The sequence below is a fragment of the Rhizobium sp. P44RR-XXIV genome, from assembly GCF_001999485.2.
Classification (GTDB): domain Bacteria; phylum Pseudomonadota; class Alphaproteobacteria; order Rhizobiales; family Rhizobiaceae; genus Rhizobium.
The window spans coordinates 368844-385836 of record NZ_MPVZ02000029.1; the positions used below are offsets into that span (position 1 = coordinate 368844).

General features: G+C 58.1%; 17 protein-coding genes and 1 riboswitch. Of the genes, 13 read left to right on the forward strand and 4 right to left on the reverse strand.

Features of this window, described 5'->3' with window-relative positions:
• Positions 1-15 precede the first annotated feature (15 nt).
• The gene (locus BSK43_RS27780) at positions 16-1026 is read right to left on the reverse strand and encodes a LacI family DNA-binding transcriptional regulator (RefSeq protein ID WP_077467977.1); all 1011 of its coding nucleotides are present in this window, start codon (positions 1024-1026) and stop codon (positions 16-18) included.
• A gap of 255 nt (positions 1027-1281) precedes the next feature.
• On the opposite strand from BSK43_RS27780, the gene BSK43_RS27785 reads away from it, so the two are divergent.
• On the forward strand, positions 1282-2427 hold the full coding sequence (locus BSK43_RS27785) for an acyltransferase family protein (RefSeq protein ID WP_246662712.1): 1146 nt from the start codon (positions 1282-1284) through the stop codon (positions 2425-2427).
• A gap of 102 nt (positions 2428-2529) precedes the next feature.
• On the opposite strand, the gene BSK43_RS27790 is transcribed toward BSK43_RS27785, so the two are convergent.
• Positions 2530-3768: a metallochaperone AztD gene (locus tag BSK43_RS27790; RefSeq protein ID WP_077467979.1), complete on the reverse strand. Its 1239-nt coding sequence runs from the start codon at positions 3766-3768 to the stop codon at positions 2530-2532.
• 162 nt (positions 3769-3930) lie between these two features.
• A riboswitch (cobalamin riboswitch) is annotated at positions 3931-4151 on the forward strand.
• Positions 4152-4402: 251 nt separating this feature from the next.
• On the opposite strand from BSK43_RS27790, the gene nrdH reads away from it, so the two are divergent.
• From nrdH to BSK43_RS27815, 5 genes are all read left to right on the forward strand, one after another.
• A complete protein-coding gene (gene nrdH, locus BSK43_RS27795) occupies positions 4403-4624 on the forward strand; it encodes a glutaredoxin-like protein NrdH (RefSeq protein ID WP_034479171.1) in 222 nt (73 codons plus the stop codon).
• 11 nt (positions 4625-4635) lie between these two features.
• The gene (gene nrdI, locus BSK43_RS27800; RefSeq protein ID WP_077467980.1) at positions 4636-5031 is read left to right on the forward strand and encodes a class Ib ribonucleoside-diphosphate reductase assembly flavoprotein NrdI; all 396 of its coding nucleotides are present in this window, start codon (positions 4636-4638) and stop codon (positions 5029-5031) included.
• On the forward strand, positions 5019-7172 hold the full coding sequence (nrdE, locus tag BSK43_RS27805) for a class 1b ribonucleoside-diphosphate reductase subunit alpha (protein WP_077467981.1): 2154 nt from the start codon (positions 5019-5021) through the stop codon (positions 7170-7172). The genes nrdI and nrdE overlap by 13 nt, the downstream gene beginning before the upstream one ends.
• Before the next feature lie 26 nt (positions 7173-7198).
• Positions 7199-8173, forward strand: a complete 975-nt coding sequence (gene nrdF, locus BSK43_RS27810; protein WP_077468273.1) for a class 1b ribonucleoside-diphosphate reductase subunit beta — start codon at positions 7199-7201, stop codon at positions 8171-8173.
• A 183-nt stretch (positions 8174-8356) separates the two neighbouring features.
• Positions 8357-9181 (forward strand): glycerophosphodiester phosphodiesterase family protein, encoded by an 825-nt coding sequence (locus BSK43_RS27815; protein WP_077468274.1) that lies wholly within the window; start codon positions 8357-8359, stop codon positions 9179-9181.
• Positions 9182-9248: 67 nt separating this feature from the next.
• On the opposite strand, the gene BSK43_RS27820 is transcribed toward BSK43_RS27815, so the two are convergent.
• Entirely contained in the window at positions 9249-9527 is a 279-nt protein-coding gene (locus BSK43_RS27820; protein WP_077468275.1) for an HU family DNA-binding protein, read from the reverse strand.
• Between the two features lie 349 nt (positions 9528-9876).
• Between BSK43_RS27820 and BSK43_RS27825 the strand changes: the two genes are divergently transcribed.
• Both BSK43_RS27825 and BSK43_RS27830 read left to right on the forward strand, forming a co-directional pair.
• Positions 9877-10098, forward strand: coding sequence for a hypothetical protein (locus BSK43_RS27825; RefSeq protein ID WP_077467982.1), 222 nt, complete (start codon positions 9877-9879; stop codon positions 10096-10098).
• A gap of 158 nt (positions 10099-10256) precedes the next feature.
• A complete protein-coding gene (locus BSK43_RS27830) occupies positions 10257-11273 on the forward strand; it encodes a Tim44 domain-containing protein (protein WP_077467983.1) in 1017 nt (338 codons plus the stop codon).
• Between the two features lie 274 nt (positions 11274-11547).
• Here the strand turns inward: BSK43_RS27830 and BSK43_RS27835 are convergent, their stop codons facing one another.
• Complete coding sequence (locus BSK43_RS27835) at positions 11548-11973, reverse strand: hypothetical protein (RefSeq protein WP_246662713.1); 426 nt, start codon at positions 11971-11973, stop codon at positions 11548-11550.
• 419 nt (positions 11974-12392) lie between these two features.
• Between BSK43_RS27835 and BSK43_RS27840 the strand changes: the two genes are divergently transcribed.
• The 5 genes from BSK43_RS27840 (at position 12393) to BSK43_RS27860 (ending at position 16906) form a co-directional block, all read left to right on the forward strand.
• Positions 12393-13064, forward strand: a complete 672-nt coding sequence (locus BSK43_RS27840) for a Crp/Fnr family transcriptional regulator (RefSeq protein WP_246662714.1) — start codon at positions 12393-12395, stop codon at positions 13062-13064.
• A 117-nt stretch (positions 13065-13181) separates the two neighbouring features.
• Entirely contained in the window at positions 13182-14006 is an 825-nt protein-coding gene (locus BSK43_RS27845; protein WP_077467985.1) for an aldolase, read from the forward strand.
• Positions 14007-14028: 22 nt separating this feature from the next.
• Positions 14029-15183, forward strand: coding sequence for a Gfo/Idh/MocA family oxidoreductase (locus BSK43_RS27850; RefSeq protein ID WP_077467986.1), 1155 nt, complete (start codon positions 14029-14031; stop codon positions 15181-15183).
• Positions 15183-15854 (forward strand): D-lyxose/D-mannose family sugar isomerase, encoded by a 672-nt coding sequence (locus BSK43_RS27855; protein ID WP_077467987.1) that lies wholly within the window; start codon positions 15183-15185, stop codon positions 15852-15854. Before BSK43_RS27850 ends, BSK43_RS27855 begins: the two co-directional genes overlap by 1 nt.
• Positions 15854-16906 (forward strand): carbohydrate kinase family protein, encoded by a 1053-nt coding sequence (locus tag BSK43_RS27860; protein WP_077467988.1) that lies wholly within the window; start codon positions 15854-15856, stop codon positions 16904-16906. The genes BSK43_RS27855 and BSK43_RS27860 overlap by 1 nt, the downstream gene beginning before the upstream one ends.
• Positions 16907-16993 lie beyond the last annotated feature (87 nt).

A 16993-nucleotide genomic window follows, 5' to 3' on the forward strand; every position in this document is an offset into this window, starting at 1 on the left:
CCTCCCGATTTGCTTTTATTCGTTGTTCGTCGAGCCCCTGACGATGAGGTCGAAGGGCATTTCGACAGCGGTTCCTGCACCGGTCTTCTCTCCGCGCAGGCGCTCCATGAGCGTCTGCGCGGCACGTTCTCCCATTTTCCACTGAAACTGCGCGACCGTCGTCAGCGTCGGGGTGACGAGCTTGGCGGCAGAAATGTCGTCAAAACCGACGACCGCGATGTCCTCCGGGATCCGAATGTGGCGCTCGCGCAGGGATTGCATCACGCCGATCGCCATCAGGTCGTTTGCGGCGAAGATCGCGGTCGGCTGAAAATCGCCCTCGAGGATGCTCTCGGCCGCGCGAATGCCTCCCATTTCGGAAAACTCGTCGTCAATGACGACATGGTCGGGATGACCGAACCCGGCCAGTGCCGTGCGATACCCCTCGATCCGATGAGCCTGCGGACCGCCGCGACCGGCGACAAGCGCAATGCGCTTGTGCCCAAGGGAGAGCAGATACTCCGTCACCGCCTGAGCGGCCGCGCGACTGTCGACATAGATATCGTCGACGGGGATCTCCCCGCCGCGTTTTTTCGATGATTCAATGCGCACCACGGGGACGCCGGCTTCGAGCAGGGGACTGAAGTCCTTTGCCTTCAAGGTGAAGAAGACGCCGATCACGCCGTCCACTCTTCCCTGCCGCGCCCAATCGAGAAAGTGCCGCTCGCGTTCCGGCGTGCCGTCGGTATTGACCGTTATGACATCGTAATTCAGCCCGTCGGCGATTGATTGTATGCCGCGGATCAGCGACGGATAGAACGGGTTGGTGATATCGGGCACGATGCAGGCGATTGTCATCGAACGGCTGGTTTTCAAAGCTTGCGCGAAGCGGTTCGGGACATAACCAAGATCTTTCGCGGCCTTTGTGATCCGCTCCCATGTCTCCGCCGGAATGGACGCGCCGCCGCCGCTCAGCACCATGGAGACGGTGGCCTGAGAGACCCCGGCAGCCTTTGCGACATCTTTTTGCGTTGCTCGGCTGTTCATCGTCGTCCATTTAGTTATACGTATTAGTGATACGTATCAATAAGTGGTCAAAATTTTGCTGTCAAGCACCGCATGGTGGTGATCGGATAATCGGCACGCGCGAACAGAGGTCGGCTTAAGAGCCAAAGTCATGATGATTGGGCCTTTCGCGCTAGGGGCGATCGGCACGCTCAGTTGCATCGGTGTTTACTCGGCCTGATTTTGTAGAGATCTTTTTTGCAATCCATTAAGGGTTGCAATCTAGAATGCTAAATCATGTTGGGGATGCCGCGCAGACACGATCTGGACTTCGTCAGGGTTGCAGCGTTTATGCTGCTGATCCTCTATCACGTCAGCTTGATGTATAATTCGAGAACCTTTCTGCTGAAGGCGCCGGACAGTTCGCCGGTCTTTGACGTGATCCATCTGTGGACACATCCCTGGCGCATGTCTTTGCTATTCCTTATTTCAGGCGCTGTGACAGGTATGCTGTTGAAGCGGCATTCTCCTGACGCTTTGCGGAGTGCGCGCACGCGGCAGTTGCTGATGCCCTTCGTTTTGGGTCTTCTGTTCCTGATTCCTCCGCAGATGTACGTGTGGCTGCGTGCCGATCAGGGCGTCGACATCAGCTTTACAGATCTTCTCTGGCACTATGCGACCTTCACTCCGGTCTCCTTACCGAATGGCGGGCAGGCAGTGCTGATTGGCCTGCAGCACCTGTGGTATTTGGCCTATCTGTGGCTGTATACCGCGCTGATAACGCTTGCCGTATCCATATGGCCAAACCTGTTGTCTACGGTTGGAAATCGCTTGGCGGTATGGCTATCGGGTCGCTGGATGCTGATGATGCCGGCCTTGCTTTTCGTTCTGCTCAAGCTTTTGCTGAGACCGGCGTTTCCGCCGACGCTGGATATCGTAACCGATTGGTACAACCACGCCGCTTACCTGCTGTCCTTCCTGCTCGGCGCGATTATGACAAGCCGCGACGATTATTGGGATACCATCGTCCATATGCGAAGGCCGGCAATGATCCTGGCCGTCGTATGCGCGGTCGGTCTGACATTGCTCTTTCCCGCCTTGCCGTCGGATACGCCCGAAATTTGGCGTGTGGCCACGGGGAGAGTGTTCGGCGGCATCTTCCAATGGAGTGCCATCGTGGCGATTCTCGGCTATGCGAGAATTTGGTGCAGGTCCGAAAATGCCGTTGTCCGTTATCTCAACAAGGCAATTCTCACCTATTATGTGCTGCACCAAACGGTCATGTTGCTCATCGCCTATGAGCTGGATCGGGCAGGGCTGCTGTCAGCATCGTCTTTCCTACCGATCGCGGTTGCGACCTTCGCAGTCTGTGCCCTGTCATATGAGCTGAAGCGTCGCTTGGAAGCTTCCTGGAAAGCCGTGTTTCCTGCGCGGACCGCCTAAAGCGGTCACCGGTTCGAATTTCCTCATTGTTTGATGGAATGGAGAGCCGGTCCGAGCGACCGGCTCCCTTCTTATAGAGTGGATACTACTTGCGCGCCGCCCTTAATGGACTGCACCGGAGCCGCCGGCCGCGACAATTGCAAAGGGCTGTCCCTCGACGGGAATGCTGCGAATCTCCTTCAACGTCTCGCCATCCACCAAACGCACCAAGCTATGGCGCGGATCGGTAACGGCGATGAGATTGCCTGCCATGGCGAGGCGTGGTCGCGGATCGCGCCAATGACCATCCTTGCTGTAGGGTTCAGTCACGTTTCCAGATTTCGTGATGCCGCCTTCTACCACATCGATGCGATGCAGGTTTCCGTCTTCCGTGAGGACGTAGGCGTGGCGTGGATCGGCCGCATCGAGCACGAAGTCGATACGCCGTGTCGGCAACTCGATCAGCTTGTAGGGCTCGGCCTTACTATCGGGATCGATGAGGACAATGTTCCGTTCCCCATAATTGCCCAGGAAGAATTGCATGGACGTGCCGCCGAGCAAGGTCGAGACCTTGCCCTTCGGCATATCGGAACCATAAGCGAGCATCTCGATCTTCGGGCCGTCAATACCGCCGGGGCGAACGACGAGGACGCCTTCCTCGCAACCGAAGGCAACCAGCCGGGCGGATGTCGCCTCACCATGTAGGCCGGTGCAGGTTTCCACCTGTCCGACCTGCTCGCCTTTGCGGTCGAGCACCCGCAGGCCCAGGCGCGGTGGCAATTCGCCATCCTTGACGGGGGCGGCCATATTCGGCACTGACACCAGGAGATGGCTGCCCATCGCGACAGCAACGCCGTGATGTGCGGCAGTGGTGCCGAATGCACGGATGTCGGCTTTGTCCCTGGTGAGGTCGGCTTCCGAGAGGAGATCGAATTTACCGCCGCGATCGTAGAAGATCGCCACATCGTCGCCGTGGGTGACAACGTGACCAGGCTTTTCGCCCTTGATTACCGTCGAGCGCAATTTCGGATCGGAAAGCTCGATATCACGATGCTCTCCATGGTCGGAAAGCGATATGCCGGTGTCTAGCGCGTGCACCACATTCTTTTCGCCCTGTACGGCAAAGACTGTCCTGCCGGATTGGCTCAGCGAAAGTGCGGCATATCCGTCGATGTCGAAGCGGCTGATTTCCTTGCCGCTCTCGAGGTCTACGACATGGACGACGGGTAGGCTATGATCGGCGATGAATAATCTCCAGCGTTCCGTCTTGCTTTCTTCATCTGCGACGGACGGAAATGGAAACAGCAATGCGCAGGCCAACGACGAGGCCGCAAGGAGAGTACCGGGATTGGAGCGGGACATGAATGATCCTTTATGTAATAACATTACATAGAAATTGTTATAAAGTAACGTCACGGTTGTCCAGCCCTGCAGATGCAGGGTTTGGTGGTGCTATCCACATATTATCAACATTGAAATCCGTGGCGGCGCGCGGAACCAGTTGACGCAATTTTAACCTCATATACTATATATAGTGTTCGAGGTTCCTTCGATTCGCAAGGATTGGAGGCTAAGACGGGAATTCGGTCGGCGGTCATGATGATTGCAAAGCCGGAGCTGCCCCCGCAACTGTGAGCGGCGAGCGTTCGTTCGACATGGCCACTGAGACACTTGTGTCTTGGGAAGGCGAGATTGAATGCTGCGACCCGCGAGCCAGGAGACCTGCCTCGAGCATAACGTCCACGGGCGGGGTGTCCGGATGGCGAGCGTGGATCTGTGCGGCATGATTGCTGTTACCCTCGCTCCCGCGAAGATCCCGCAAGAATAACTTCGGGGTGAAGTCCATGTTTTTGAGTACCGATAACCGGCTACGCGAGTGACGGCCCTCTAACCGGCCAGTCTTCGACCGCATCCGTCTCCATTTTTCATCCTGCAACACGGGCATCGACTAATGCCCGAACGCATCTGCACGCCTATCACTATACGAGGATATCCAATGAGCATTACCGTCTACAGCAAGCCCGCCTGCGTCCAATGCACCGCGACGACCCGCGCTCTCGATCGCCAGGGTATCGATTACACCATCATTGACGTGTCCACCGATAGTGAAGCCTATGAGCTCGTGCAGGGCCTCGGCTATCGTCAGGTACCGGTTGTCATCGCCGGCGAGCAGCATTGGGCCGGTTTCCGCCCTGACATGATCAGCTCTCTCGCCTGAGGAACCAGGCGGTGGGCGAGATCGTCTATTTCTCCAGCAGATCCGAGAACACCCATCGCTTCGTTGCCAAGCTCGCCTTGTCGGCCGCTCGCATTCCTCTCAATGCGGGAGAAGAGCTCCGAGTGGCCCGTCCTTACGTTCTCATTGTCCCTACCTATTGTGGTGAAGGTGGCAGGGGTGCCGTGCCCAAGCAGGTTATCCGCTTCCTCAATGATGCGAATAACCGTTCAAACATCCGCGGTGTCATTGCCGCGGGCAACAGCAACTTCGGGGCGACCTTCGGTATCGCCGGCGACATCATCTCCACCAAATGCCAGGTGCCGTACCTCTACCGGTTCGAGCTGCTGGGTACGGACGATGATGTCGTGAATGTCAGACACGGATTGGAACGATTTTGGACACGCTAACGCTCGACCGGCCAGCAAAGGCCACGGAAACGGCACTGGACTATCACGCGCTCAACGCCATGCTGAACCTCTATGACGAGCAGGGGCAGATCCAGCTCGACAAAGACCGCATGGCGGCCAAGCAGTATTTCCTGCAACACGTCAACCAGAACACCGTGTTCTTCCATAACTTGCGGGAGAAGCTCGATTATCTGGTGACCGAGGGCTATTACGAGCAGGAAGTGCTGGACCAATATTCGTTCAATTTCGTGCGCGATCTCTTCGATCACGCTTACGCGAAGAAGTTCCGTTTTCCGACGTTCCTCGGCGCTTTTAAATATTACACCAGCTACACGCTGAAGACTTTCGACGGTAAGCGCTATCTGGAGCGCTATGAAGACCGCGTCTGCATGGTTGCGCTGGCGCTGGCGCGCGGCAATGAGCAGCTTGCCCACAATATGGTGGACGAAATCATCTCCGGCCGCTTCCAGCCGGCGACGCCGACCTTCCTCAATGCCGGCAAGAAGCAGCGCGGCGAGCTGGTTTCCTGCTTCCTGCTGCGTGTCGAAGACAACATGGAGTCGATCGGCCGCGCCATCAATTCCGCCCTGCAGCTTTCCAAGCGCGGTGGTGGCGTGGCGCTGTCTCTCACCAATATTCGCGAGGCCGGTGCGCCGATCAAGCACATCGAGAACCAGTCCTCCGGTATCATCCCGGTGATGAAGCTGCTCGAAGACTCCTTCTCCTACGCCAACCAGCTTGGCGCCAGGCAGGGTGCAGGTGCGGTTTATCTCAACGCCCATCACCCTGATATCATGCGGTTCCTCGATACCAAGCGCGAAAATGCCGACGAGAAGATCCGCATCAAGACGCTGTCGCTCGGGGTGGTCATTCCCGACATCACCTTCGAGCTCGCGAAGAACAACGACGATATGTATCTGTTCTCGCCTTATGATGTGGAACGGGTCTATGGCGTGCCGTTCACGGAAATTTCGGTGACCGAAAAGTACCGCGAGATGGTGGCCGACAGCCGCATCCGCAAGAAGAAGATCAAGGCGCGCGACTTCTTCCAGGTGATCGCCGAGATCCAGTTCGAGAGCGGCTATCCCTACATCATGTTCGAGGACACGGTGAACCGTGCCAACCCGGTTGCCGGCCGCATCACCATGAGCAATCTGTGCTCGGAAATCCTGCAGGTCAGCGAAGCCAGCGAATATAGCGAAGACCTCTCCTATACCCATTTGGGCAAGGACATCTCCTGCAACCTCGGCTCGCTCAATATTGCCGCTGCGATGGACAGCCCGGATTTCGGCAAGACGATCGAAATGTCGATCCGTGCGCTGACGGCGGTCTCCGACATGAGCCACATCTCGTCGGTGCCTTCGATCGAGAAGGGCAATGATGACAGTCACGCCATCGGCCTCGGCCAGATGAACCTGCACGGCTATCTCGCCCGCGAGCGCATCTTCTACGGCTCGGAAGAGGGTGTCGATTTCACCAACATCTATTTCTACACGGTGACCTATCACGCCATCCGCGCCTCGAATCTCCTCGCGGTCGAACGCGGACAGAGCTTCAAGGGCTTCGAGAATTCGAAATATGCCTCCGGCGACTATTTCGACAAATATACCCATCAGGCGTGGGTGCCTGCGACCGAACGCGTCGCCGAGATCTTCGAAAAGGCCGGCATTGCCATCCCGACGCAGGAAGATTGGGCGGAACTGAAGCAGTCCGTGATGAAGGGCGGTCTCTATAACCAGAACCTGCAGGCCGTGCCGCCGACTGGTTCGATCTCCTACATCAACCATTCGACCTCCTCGATCCATCCGATCGTCTCCAAGATCGAGATCCGCAAGGAAGGCAAGATAGGTCGCGTCTATTACCCAGCCGCCTTCATGAGCAACGACAATCTCGACTACTATCAGGACGCCTACGAGATCGGACCGGAAAAGATCATCGACACCTATGCGGCGGCCACCCAGCATGTCGATCAGGGACTGTCCTTGACGCTGTTTTTCCGCGATACCGCGACCACGCGCGATATCAACAAGGCGCAGATCTACGCCTGGAAGAAGGGCATCAAGACCATCTACTACATCCGCCTTCGTCAGATGGCGCTGTCCGGCACCGAGGTGCAGGGCTGCGTTTCCTGCGCCCTTTGATTTCCGGTTTGAAAAAGGACATTCCCGTGAACATGCAATTCAAGCCGGTAAGCCGTATCCGTGCCATTAACTGGAACCGCATTGAGGACGACAAGGATCTCGAAGTCTGGAACCGCCTGACCGGAAATTTCTGGTTGCCGGAAAAGGTGCCGCTGTCGAACGACATTCCGTCCTGGGCGACCCTGAAGCCGGAAGAGCAGCAGCTCACCATCCGCGTCTTCACCGGCCTGACATTGCTCGATACTATCCAGAACGGTGTGGGTTCGGTGAAGCTGATGGCCGATGCCGCCACGCAGCATGAAGAAGCCGTGCTGTCGAACATCTCCTTCATGGAGGCCGTGCATGCGCGGTCCTATTCTTCTATCTTCTCGACGCTGTGCTCCACGCCTGACGTTGATGATGCCTATCGCTGGTCTGAGGAGAACGAGTTCCTGCAGCGCAAGTCAACGCTGATCATGGAGCAGTATGCATCCGGCGACTCGCTGAAGAAGAAGGTCGCAAGCGTCTTCCTCGAAAGCTTCCTGTTCTATTCGGGCTTCTATCTGCCGATGTTCTGGTCGAGCCGTGCCAAGCTCACCAACACCGCCGACATGATCCGCCTCATCATCCGTGATGAGGCCGTGCATGGCTACTATATCGGCTACAAGTTCCAGCGCGAGCTGGACCGGCAGCCGGAAGAGCGCAAGCAGGAGATCAAGGATTTCGCCTTCGATCTGCTGCTCGAGCTCTACGACAATGAGGCCAAGTACACCGAGTCACTCTATGACGGTGTCGGTCTGACCGAAGACGTGAAGAAATTCCTGCACTACAACGCCAACAAGGCGCTGATGAACCTCGGCTACGAGGCGCTCTTCCCGGCGGAGGCCTGCAAGGTCAATCCGGCGATCCTTTCGGCGCTGTCGCCGAACGCCGATGAAAACCATGACTTCTTCTCTGGTTCGGGCTCGTCCTATGTCATCGGCAAGGCTGTTGCCACCGAGGATGAAGACTGGAACTTCTAAAGATAAGTGACTGCTATTTAACAGCAATCAATCTCTCTCGATCGCAGCCTGTTGGCTGCGATCGTCGTTTTCCGCGCTGCCTGCGATAGGCTCAGCGCTTTGCAAAGCTGACAAGATCGCATGATAGGTCCTGCCCGGAGCAGTCAGTCGCGGATGATTCGCCTGGGGCTGGAAGGGCGCATCATGAATTATATCGACTACGTCGCCGATCCCACACGCGACTGCGCGATCGTCGTTCATCGCGGGATCTGGCGCGCCGCACCGGAAAATAGCCTTCTTTCGATCGAACGGGCGATGTCTGCCGGCTACGATGTGGTCGAGATCGACGTCCGGCGCAGCAGCGACGGCGAGCTTTTCCTGCTGCATGACGATACGCTCGAACGCATGGCTGGCCTCAATCAGGAGCCGGAGGCGCTGACCTTGCAGCAATTGTCCAGCCTCAATTTGCGTGACCGGGATGGCGGCGAGGCGAACCCGATGACGGGCGAAAAGCTGCCGAGCCTGAAAGACGTCTTTGAGCTGACGCGCGATCGCATTTTCATCCATCTCGATGTCAAAGACAGGCAGCTAATCCCGGATGTCATTGCCTGTGCGCGTGCAATGGGCGTCGACCAGCAGGTCGATTTTTGGGGCAATCTGAAAACCGCCGACGATCTCGCCTGGATCCGTGCCAACGTCTCGCCGCAGGCCGTTCTCTTTATGGCCAAAACTCGCCTTGAAGCCCCGGATGCGGCTAGCCAGCTTCATCTGCTGTTTCAGCTGAACCCGTTCCTGTGCGAGATCTATTTCGACAGGCTTGAACAGGTTGTCGAGCGGAAGGCGCTTTTCCAGAAGGCCGGTATCGCTCTGTGGGTCAACACGCTCGACTCGGTTTCCTCTGCAGGCTTTACCGATTCCGCCGCGCTGAAGGATCCGGAATCGATCTGGGGCCGGTTGATCGACGCAGGTATCTCCGCCATCCAGACCGACGAACCCGCAGCGTTGAAGAATTATATCAGGTCGCGTTAGTGGGCCGGCCTCACTTAATGGGGCCGGCCGCTCGATGCCCTGAGCCCCAACGGCTCAAAACTCAAGATTACTTGTTGAGTGCATCCTTGAGCGCCTTAGCCGGCGTGAAGGTGAGTTTCTTTGCTGCAGCAACCTTGATGGTCGCGCCCGTTCCTGGGTTACGTGCTTCGCGTTCCGGCGTGTCCTTGACCTTGAATTTGCCGAAGCCTGGAATAGAGGTCTCAGCGCCGGAAGATGCTGCTCCGGCGATGGACGCAAAAACAGCTTCGACGATTGCCTTGCCCTGAGCCTTGGTGAGGTTGTGATCGGCGGCAATCTTGTCTGCGATTTCATTTGTGGTGGTCATGATGCTTCCCCGCATTGTTTACAGCGGAATCATTTCCATTGCCGCCCGTCATTGTCACGAGGCCTCTTGCTCTTTGCGGGCCTGGAGAGGTGTATTTCCACAATTTCTAACGCCAAAATGGCTTTTGCAACGCACTTGCGGGACGATTCCGAGAAATAAGGGGTTCGTTCAGAGGAGGCGGAAACCTCGGCAGAGCCGGCTGATCGGATGGACAATATACGGTCGGGCGCCATATTCTACGGAGACTGAAGTGCTCGTGACCGTCGTCTCGATTGCCGAGCGATGGCTGCTGGCCTTGCTCGGCATGAGCGTATAGATGCCTGACCACGACGAATGAACAGGACGTATAATGGAAGACGCGATCAAGATAGACAATCGTGGCGACTTTGGCCTCTGGGCCATCGAGGTGGCAAAGCAGATCGTCAGCGGGGAGGGCTTCGATCTCGCCAAGGCGGCGCGCGACGGTACGGACGACGATCTACGCGAGGCCGGCAATGCGCTTGGGCAGGCGATCACCAATGCGCTCATGGAAGTTTATGACGGCCTGCTCGATGGTGCCGAAGAAGGCTAGGCCTTCGCGTCATGTCGCCGATCTAAACAAAGTCTCCCAGACGGCCGACACAGGACGCGACGTCGTTTAAAATTTTTGAGCGCACGAACTTACAATCGCAACTTGGCGTACCCACATTCGGACGGAATAGTTTTCCGCCGAGTTCACAGGGAGAGCCAATGCTCAGTGCAGTTCCTCGTTTTGCCAAGATCGCAGCTATCGTCGCCCTCGCCACCGTATCCGTTCTGGCTACCTTCGCCGATGCTGACGCACGTCGCGGTGGCTCCAGCGGGTTCGGCAGCCGTGGAACCCGGACCTTTGACGCGCCAGCCGTAACGCGGACGGCGCCGACGCAAGCCGCTCCGATCGATAGGACGATGACGACCCGGCCGCCGCAGCAGCAAACTGCGACCCAGCCGCCGCTCGGCGCGCAGCAGCGTCCCGGCTTCTTTGGTGGTTTCGGCGGATCGATGATCGGCGGATTGATTGCCGGCGGTCTCCTCGGCATGCTGATCGGACAAGGCTTCGGCGGCGGCTTCGGCTTCCTGGGCATGCTGCTGCAAATCGGCCTGATCATTGCAGCGGTGAGCCTTGCCATGCGCTTTTTTGCAAACCGTCAGCGCACGCAGTTTGCGGCGCCCGGAGCAGGCTCGTCCTATAATACGAATGCAATGAGCAATCCGAGCGCATCGCCGCGCTCTTCCTTCTCCATTCCGGCAATCGGCGGCGGAGCGGCCGCAGCCGCCGCCACGCAGAAGACGCGACAGGCCAATGACGAGATCGGGCTTCAGCAGGCCGACCTTGATCGCTTCGAACAACTTCTGACCGAAGTTCAGTCGGCCTATGGCAAGGAAGACTATGCAACGTTGCGTGGGCTGACCACGCCCGAGGCAATGTCCTATCTGGCCGAGGAACTTGGAGAACACGCAACGAATGGAGTGCGCAACAGCGTTTCCGATGTCCACCTGCTGCAGGGGGATATCGCCGAGGCCTGGCGCGAAGACAATGCCGAATATGCGACGCTTGCGATGCGTTATTCCAGCATCGACGCCATGGTCGATCGCACGACGGGGAAGCTCGTCGATGGCGACGATCGCAATCCCTCGGAAACCGTCGAGCTGTGGACCTTCGTGCGTAAGCCGGGTTCCGACTGGAAGCTTTCTGCTATCCAGGGGACGGAGGCTCATCAGGCCTAAACCTGTGCCCTCGCAAAGGATTGCCCTCGCCGCAAGCCGAGGGCAATCGATAGATGGTACCTTTCCTTATGGGCTGTGATCCCGCGCTATTTGTCGCCAGCGGCGGCCAATAGCAGCTTGGGAGCGAAGCGACAGCCGCGGTCGGGATGTCGATGGTACTCGCTGCTTCATCTCGCAATCTTGTGCCACAGCTTGCTCACCTGAGGGCCGGTTAGCACCGCCTAGTCTCGGCGGCATCTCCAGACGAACGTCTGCCGATCGAACTCATGCAAGTCTAATGATGTCCATGCCCGTGGTGGTCACCGCTGCCATGGGTATGCTCCGGTGTTGAGGGCGTTGAGGCCGGATTAACGCCAACGCTACCAGCGTCGACGGGGTACAAGGAAGCATAGGCGAGTACCGTGGATGCCTCGTTTAGATCTCCCAGACATTGTCCGTTCTGTCCATCGCGGCGCGCATTCATTGCCGCAGTATAGAGCCCCATGGCTTCGGTCTTTTGCTGGCCGTCAGGGGCTTCACTCAATTCGGTTCTGGTGAGCCGAAGGTCTGTCGCGCAGGTCGGCGCAGCAACGCTGGGGACAGACGAGACCGCAAGGGTGGCAAAGGTCGTACCCACAAGGGCGAACATGATGGCTGGTTTGAACGTCTTGAACATCTCGATCTCCATTAGGAGCTGCTGCCGGCTCTCTTGAGCAGACATGGGTTCGTGTTTCCTAAGGTGCGTCGGTTTGAAGAAATCGAGCACACTCCAGTCATGAACCGTTTCGCGCGACCTCGATATGATCTCAATCAGTAGAGCCGATCACGTTCGTTTCACCAACAAGTGCAAGAACCGTGAGATGAGGCGCAACAATCCCGTGCGCCTATAACACGTTGGGAATCCTAGGGATTTCTCGCGACTGGTTGTGCCGCACTCGTCACTTTCCTAACCATTATTTAATCTGAACCCGGCTTGTGACGAGAGTGTTTCCTTACAATATCTGACCGGAGGGAGCCGTGAATCGATCTTGATCAGTAGCGAACCTTAAAGGCATCCCCATGCCGCATGATTCAAGTCTGCCCGGCGCAAAATCGAGAACTCTTCATCTCCCGGCAAGCCCGATTGCCGGGAAACTCGATATGCATATTGCCTTCCTGCCTGAAGACAAGGCGATCCTCGACGCTCTCCAAATCCGAAAGCGCGTCTTCATCAAGGGATCCGATATCACGCATGAGGGGCAATCGCCTCAAAGCGCCTATATTCTTCGCGCAGGCTGGGCCTGTTCCTACAAGCTGATGCGCAATGGCACGCGGCAAGTCATCAATTTCTACGTTCCTGGCGATCTGATCGGCATTCGGCGGCTCTTGCTGTCCAGTGCCGACGACAATCTTTGCGCCGTAACGCGCGTCGAGGTCGGCGAGATAAATGTCGAAGACCTCGTTGAGGCGTTTGATGGCAACGGCCGCCTTGCAATGTCGATACTCTGGTCCACCTTGAGGGATGAAGCCATTCTCGTCCAGCATCTGGTCGATGTCGGCCGGCGTCGCCCCATCGACAGGGTGGCTCATTTCTTCCTCGAACTTGGCTCGAGGCTGGCTCTTCTCGGGTTGGGCACAAGGTCGGCCTATCAATGCCCATTGACACAATCGCTGATCGCCGATGCACTCGGCTTGACCGCTGTTCATTTCAATCGGGTTCTCAGGCAGTTGCGCGAATTGAAAGTGATGACCTTTCATGAAGGATGGGTGAGGCTTCTCGATTGCCAGCGGTTGGAGCGTTTGGCCGATTTCGATTCCTCCTATTTGCGGTAGTTTGCGCACGGTTTGTCTCAATACGGTAGATGTGGAAACGATACCGCATCCATCTTGACTCATGAGACATGTTCTCTAATCTGAATGTGGAAACGTTACCACATTGGGAGGAACTGAATGAAATCCGCGCGGCTCAACCGCCTTTTTGGCGTCTCGGGAAACTGCTTCGACGTCGCCATTGACCACGGCATGTTCAATGAGCGGACTTTTCTTGCCGGTATCGAGAACATGAAGACGGCGATCAAGGTGATTGCCGATGCTGCACCCGATGCCATTCAGCTTCCGCCGGGAACTGCGCCCATCCTGCAGGCGATCCCCGGCAAGCATCGTCCTGCCTTGGTGCTGCGGACGGATATCGCCAATATCTACGGCAATCCTCTGCCCTCGGCGCTGTTTTCCGAAATCATCGATCGGGGTGTGGAGCAGGCTGTGGTACTCGACGCTGCCTGTGTCGTCGTCAATCTTCTGATGCTGCCGAACCAGCCCGAGGTCTATCGCGCCTGCGTGCGCAACGTGAACAGCCTGAAGCGCGAATGCGAAATCTATGGCATGCCGCTGATGGTGGAGCCGCTGGTGATGCAGGACAATTCCAAGGGCGCGTATATGGTCGATGGCGCGATCGACAAGATCCTGCCGCTCGTTCGCCAGGCGGCGGAGCTCGGAGCCGATATCATCAAGGCCGATCCGTGCGACAACGTCGAGGAATATCATCGCGTTATCGAGATTGCTCAGGGGCTGCCGGTCCTGGTGCGCGGCGGCGGCCGCGTTTCGGATCAGGAAATCCTCGCCCGCACCAAGCAACTGATGGGGCAGGGCGCTCGCGGCATCGTCTATGGCCGCAATGTCATCCAGCATCAAAATCCCGCTGGCATGACGCGCGCCTTGATGGCGATCGTCCATGACGGAGCTTCCGTCGAAGACGCCTCGCGGCATCTCGCCTGACGCACTTTTGGGAGGAGGAGACATGACCAAGATATTCCGTTTCGGCGTCATCGGCTGCGGCCTGATGGGGCGCGAATTTGCAAGCGCCGCGGCGCGCTGGCTGCATCTTGCCGATGTGAAGGCGCGACCGGAAATCGTCGCCGTCTGCGATACCAATGCCGCGCTGCGCGACTGGTTTAGGGATCATGTGCCGAGCGTGCGGCAATCCACCGAAGACTATAAGGAGCTTCTGGCCAATCCGGAGGTCGACGCCGTCTATTGCGCCGTGCCGCATGTGCTGCATCAGCAATTCTATATCGATATCCTGAAGGCGGGAAAGCATCTGCTGGGCGAGAAGCCGTTCGGCATGGATGCAGCGCAGAACCAGGCAATCATGGCGGCGCTTGCCGAGCATCCGGAGCTTCTGGTCCGCTGCTCGTCGGAGATGCCTTTCTTCCCGGGTGCACAGAAGGTGATCGCGCTCGCCCAGAGCGGCGAGATGGGGGATATCCTCGAGGTCGAAGCCGGCTTTCTCCATTCGTCCGATATCGACCGGCAGAAGCCGATCAACTGGAAGCGCATGGCCGAGATCAATGGCGAATATGGCTGCATGGGTGATCTCGGCATGCATGTCCTGCATGTGCCGCTGCGCCTCGGTTGGCGCCCGACCACGTTGCATGCGCAACTGGTCAAGAAAGTCACCGAACGCCCTGACGGCAAGGGCGGGATGGCGCCCTGCACCACTTGGGACAACGCCACGATCAGCAGTCGCGTGCAGACGGCGGATCAGGATTTCCCGATGGTGCTCAAGACCTGGCGCATCGCGCCCGGCGAATCCAATAGCTGGTACATTCGTGTTCTCGGCATGAAGAAGAGCGCCTTCTTCAGCACGAAATCGCCGCGTCAGTGGCAGTGGATGGACTATACCGGCGGTGCACAGGCTTGGAGTACTGAGGATCTCGGATATGGTTCGCTGTTTCCCGCCATAACCGGCAAGATTTTCGAGTTCGGCTTTGCTGACGCCATCCAGCAGATGTGGGCAGCTTTCGTCGATGAGCTGGCAGGCGGAAATGCCAACGGCTTTGCCTGCGCCACGCCGGCAGAAGCGCAGGCGCATCACGCGGTGCTGACGGCAGCTCTCAAATCCGGTCGCGAAAACATCGTGGTGTCCGTCGATTACCAAGGGGAGACTGCCTGATGAAGCGATCCGAGATCAACGCGGCGTTGCGGCGGGCAACCAAGACGCTTGAGCACTGGCGGTGGGCGCTGCCGGAATGGGGATATTGGACTGCGGCGGATTTTGCCGCCAATCCGCAGGCGGCAAGCTACCTGCGCAGCCATCAACTCGGCTGGGACGTAACGGACTTCGGTTCAGGCCGGTTCGCCGAATGCGGCCTCGTGCTGTTCTGCTTGCGCAACGGCATCGTCGGCGTCGAGGGCGAGCGCACCTATGCCGAGAAGCTGCTGTTCGTCGAGGAAGGGCAGGTGACGCCGACCCACCGCCATGCGGCGAAGATGGAAGATATCATCAATCGCGCCGGCGGCGATCTCGTCATCGAGTTTGCAGCGGCCGATGCTGAAGGCAAGGTGCTGGACGACGATATAACCGTCCCCGTGGACGGATTGCCGCGCAAGCTCGCCGCATGGGAGCCCCTGGTTCTGTCGCCGGGTCAGAGCGTGACGATTCAAACCGGGCTCTACCATCGCTTCTATGGTCGAAAGGGTGGCGGGCCGGTCTTCGTTGGCGAGGTCAGCCAGGTCAACGATGACAATAGCGATAATTATTTTCTGGAGCCGATCGGGCGTTTCGCTGCGATCGAGGAAGACGAGCCGCCGCTCAGGCCTTTGTGGAACGAGGCAGGTGGCTGATGCGAACCGGGGAGGAGATTCGCGACAGCGAAAAGCAGAGCCGGAGAGGCATCGTTTGCGCGGGAAACTTCATAGTCGACCGTGTTCACACGCTGTCCTACTGGCCCGAGCAGGGTAATCTCGCCCATATCGTCCATCAGGATGTTGGCGTCGGCGGCGGCGCTGCCAACGTTGTGGCCGACTTGGCTTCGCTCGGCTTTCCCGGCAAGCTGGGGGCAGCCGGATGCATCGGTGCTGACATCGACGGAGAGATCGTCAAGACGCGTCTTGTGGACGCCGGCATCGACATCGGCGGTTTGCAGGTGCTTTCCGGTCGGGCGACGGCGCATACCCACGTCATGAATGTGCCGGGCCAAAATCGCACCTTCTTCTATCATGGCGGCGCCAATGATGCCGTGACGGACGCGCTCATTTCACCAGCGATCTTCGCGGAGGCGGGCTACCGGCTTTTCTATCTCGGCTATCTCATGTTGCTGCCCGGCCTTGACGGGATCGATGCCGATGGCCGGTCGGGAGCATCGCGCCTGTTGGAGGCGGCCCGCAACGCCGGTCTTACCACCTGTGTCGATTTCGTATCGAGCGAGGATCCGGAGTTTGCGGCGAAGGTCGGCGTTTCGCTGCCCTACTGCGATTTTCTGATCATCAATGAGATTGAGGCGGAGCGGGCCACCGGCGTGACCGTTCGCGATGCAAACGGCGACTTGATCGAGGCTGGTCTTTTGACGGCCGGTGAGCGTTTGCTGGCGGCAGGCGTTGCCAAGGGGGCGATCATTCATGCGCCGGAGATCTGCTTCTGGTTTACGCCCGGTGCCGCGCCTGTGGTCACACGCTCAAGGCCGGTCGATCCAACCGAGATCGTCAGTACGGTGGGCGCCGGCGACGCCTTCTGTGCCGCGGTGCTGTATGGCCTGCATGAGAATTGGCCGGTCGAGCGAACTTGTGCCATCGCGCATGCCGCCGCTGCCCGCTGCCTTGGCGGGGCAACCGCGACAGATGGCGTTCCCGACATGTCGGTTCTTCTGGCGGATGCGAACGAGATGCATCCGGTATGACTAACGGCTCGGCTTGAAGTCGTTACCAGGCATCATTCAATGCTACAGTACTCAGGGGAGTGGTGCTGCGGCACCCGTCAACAGAAC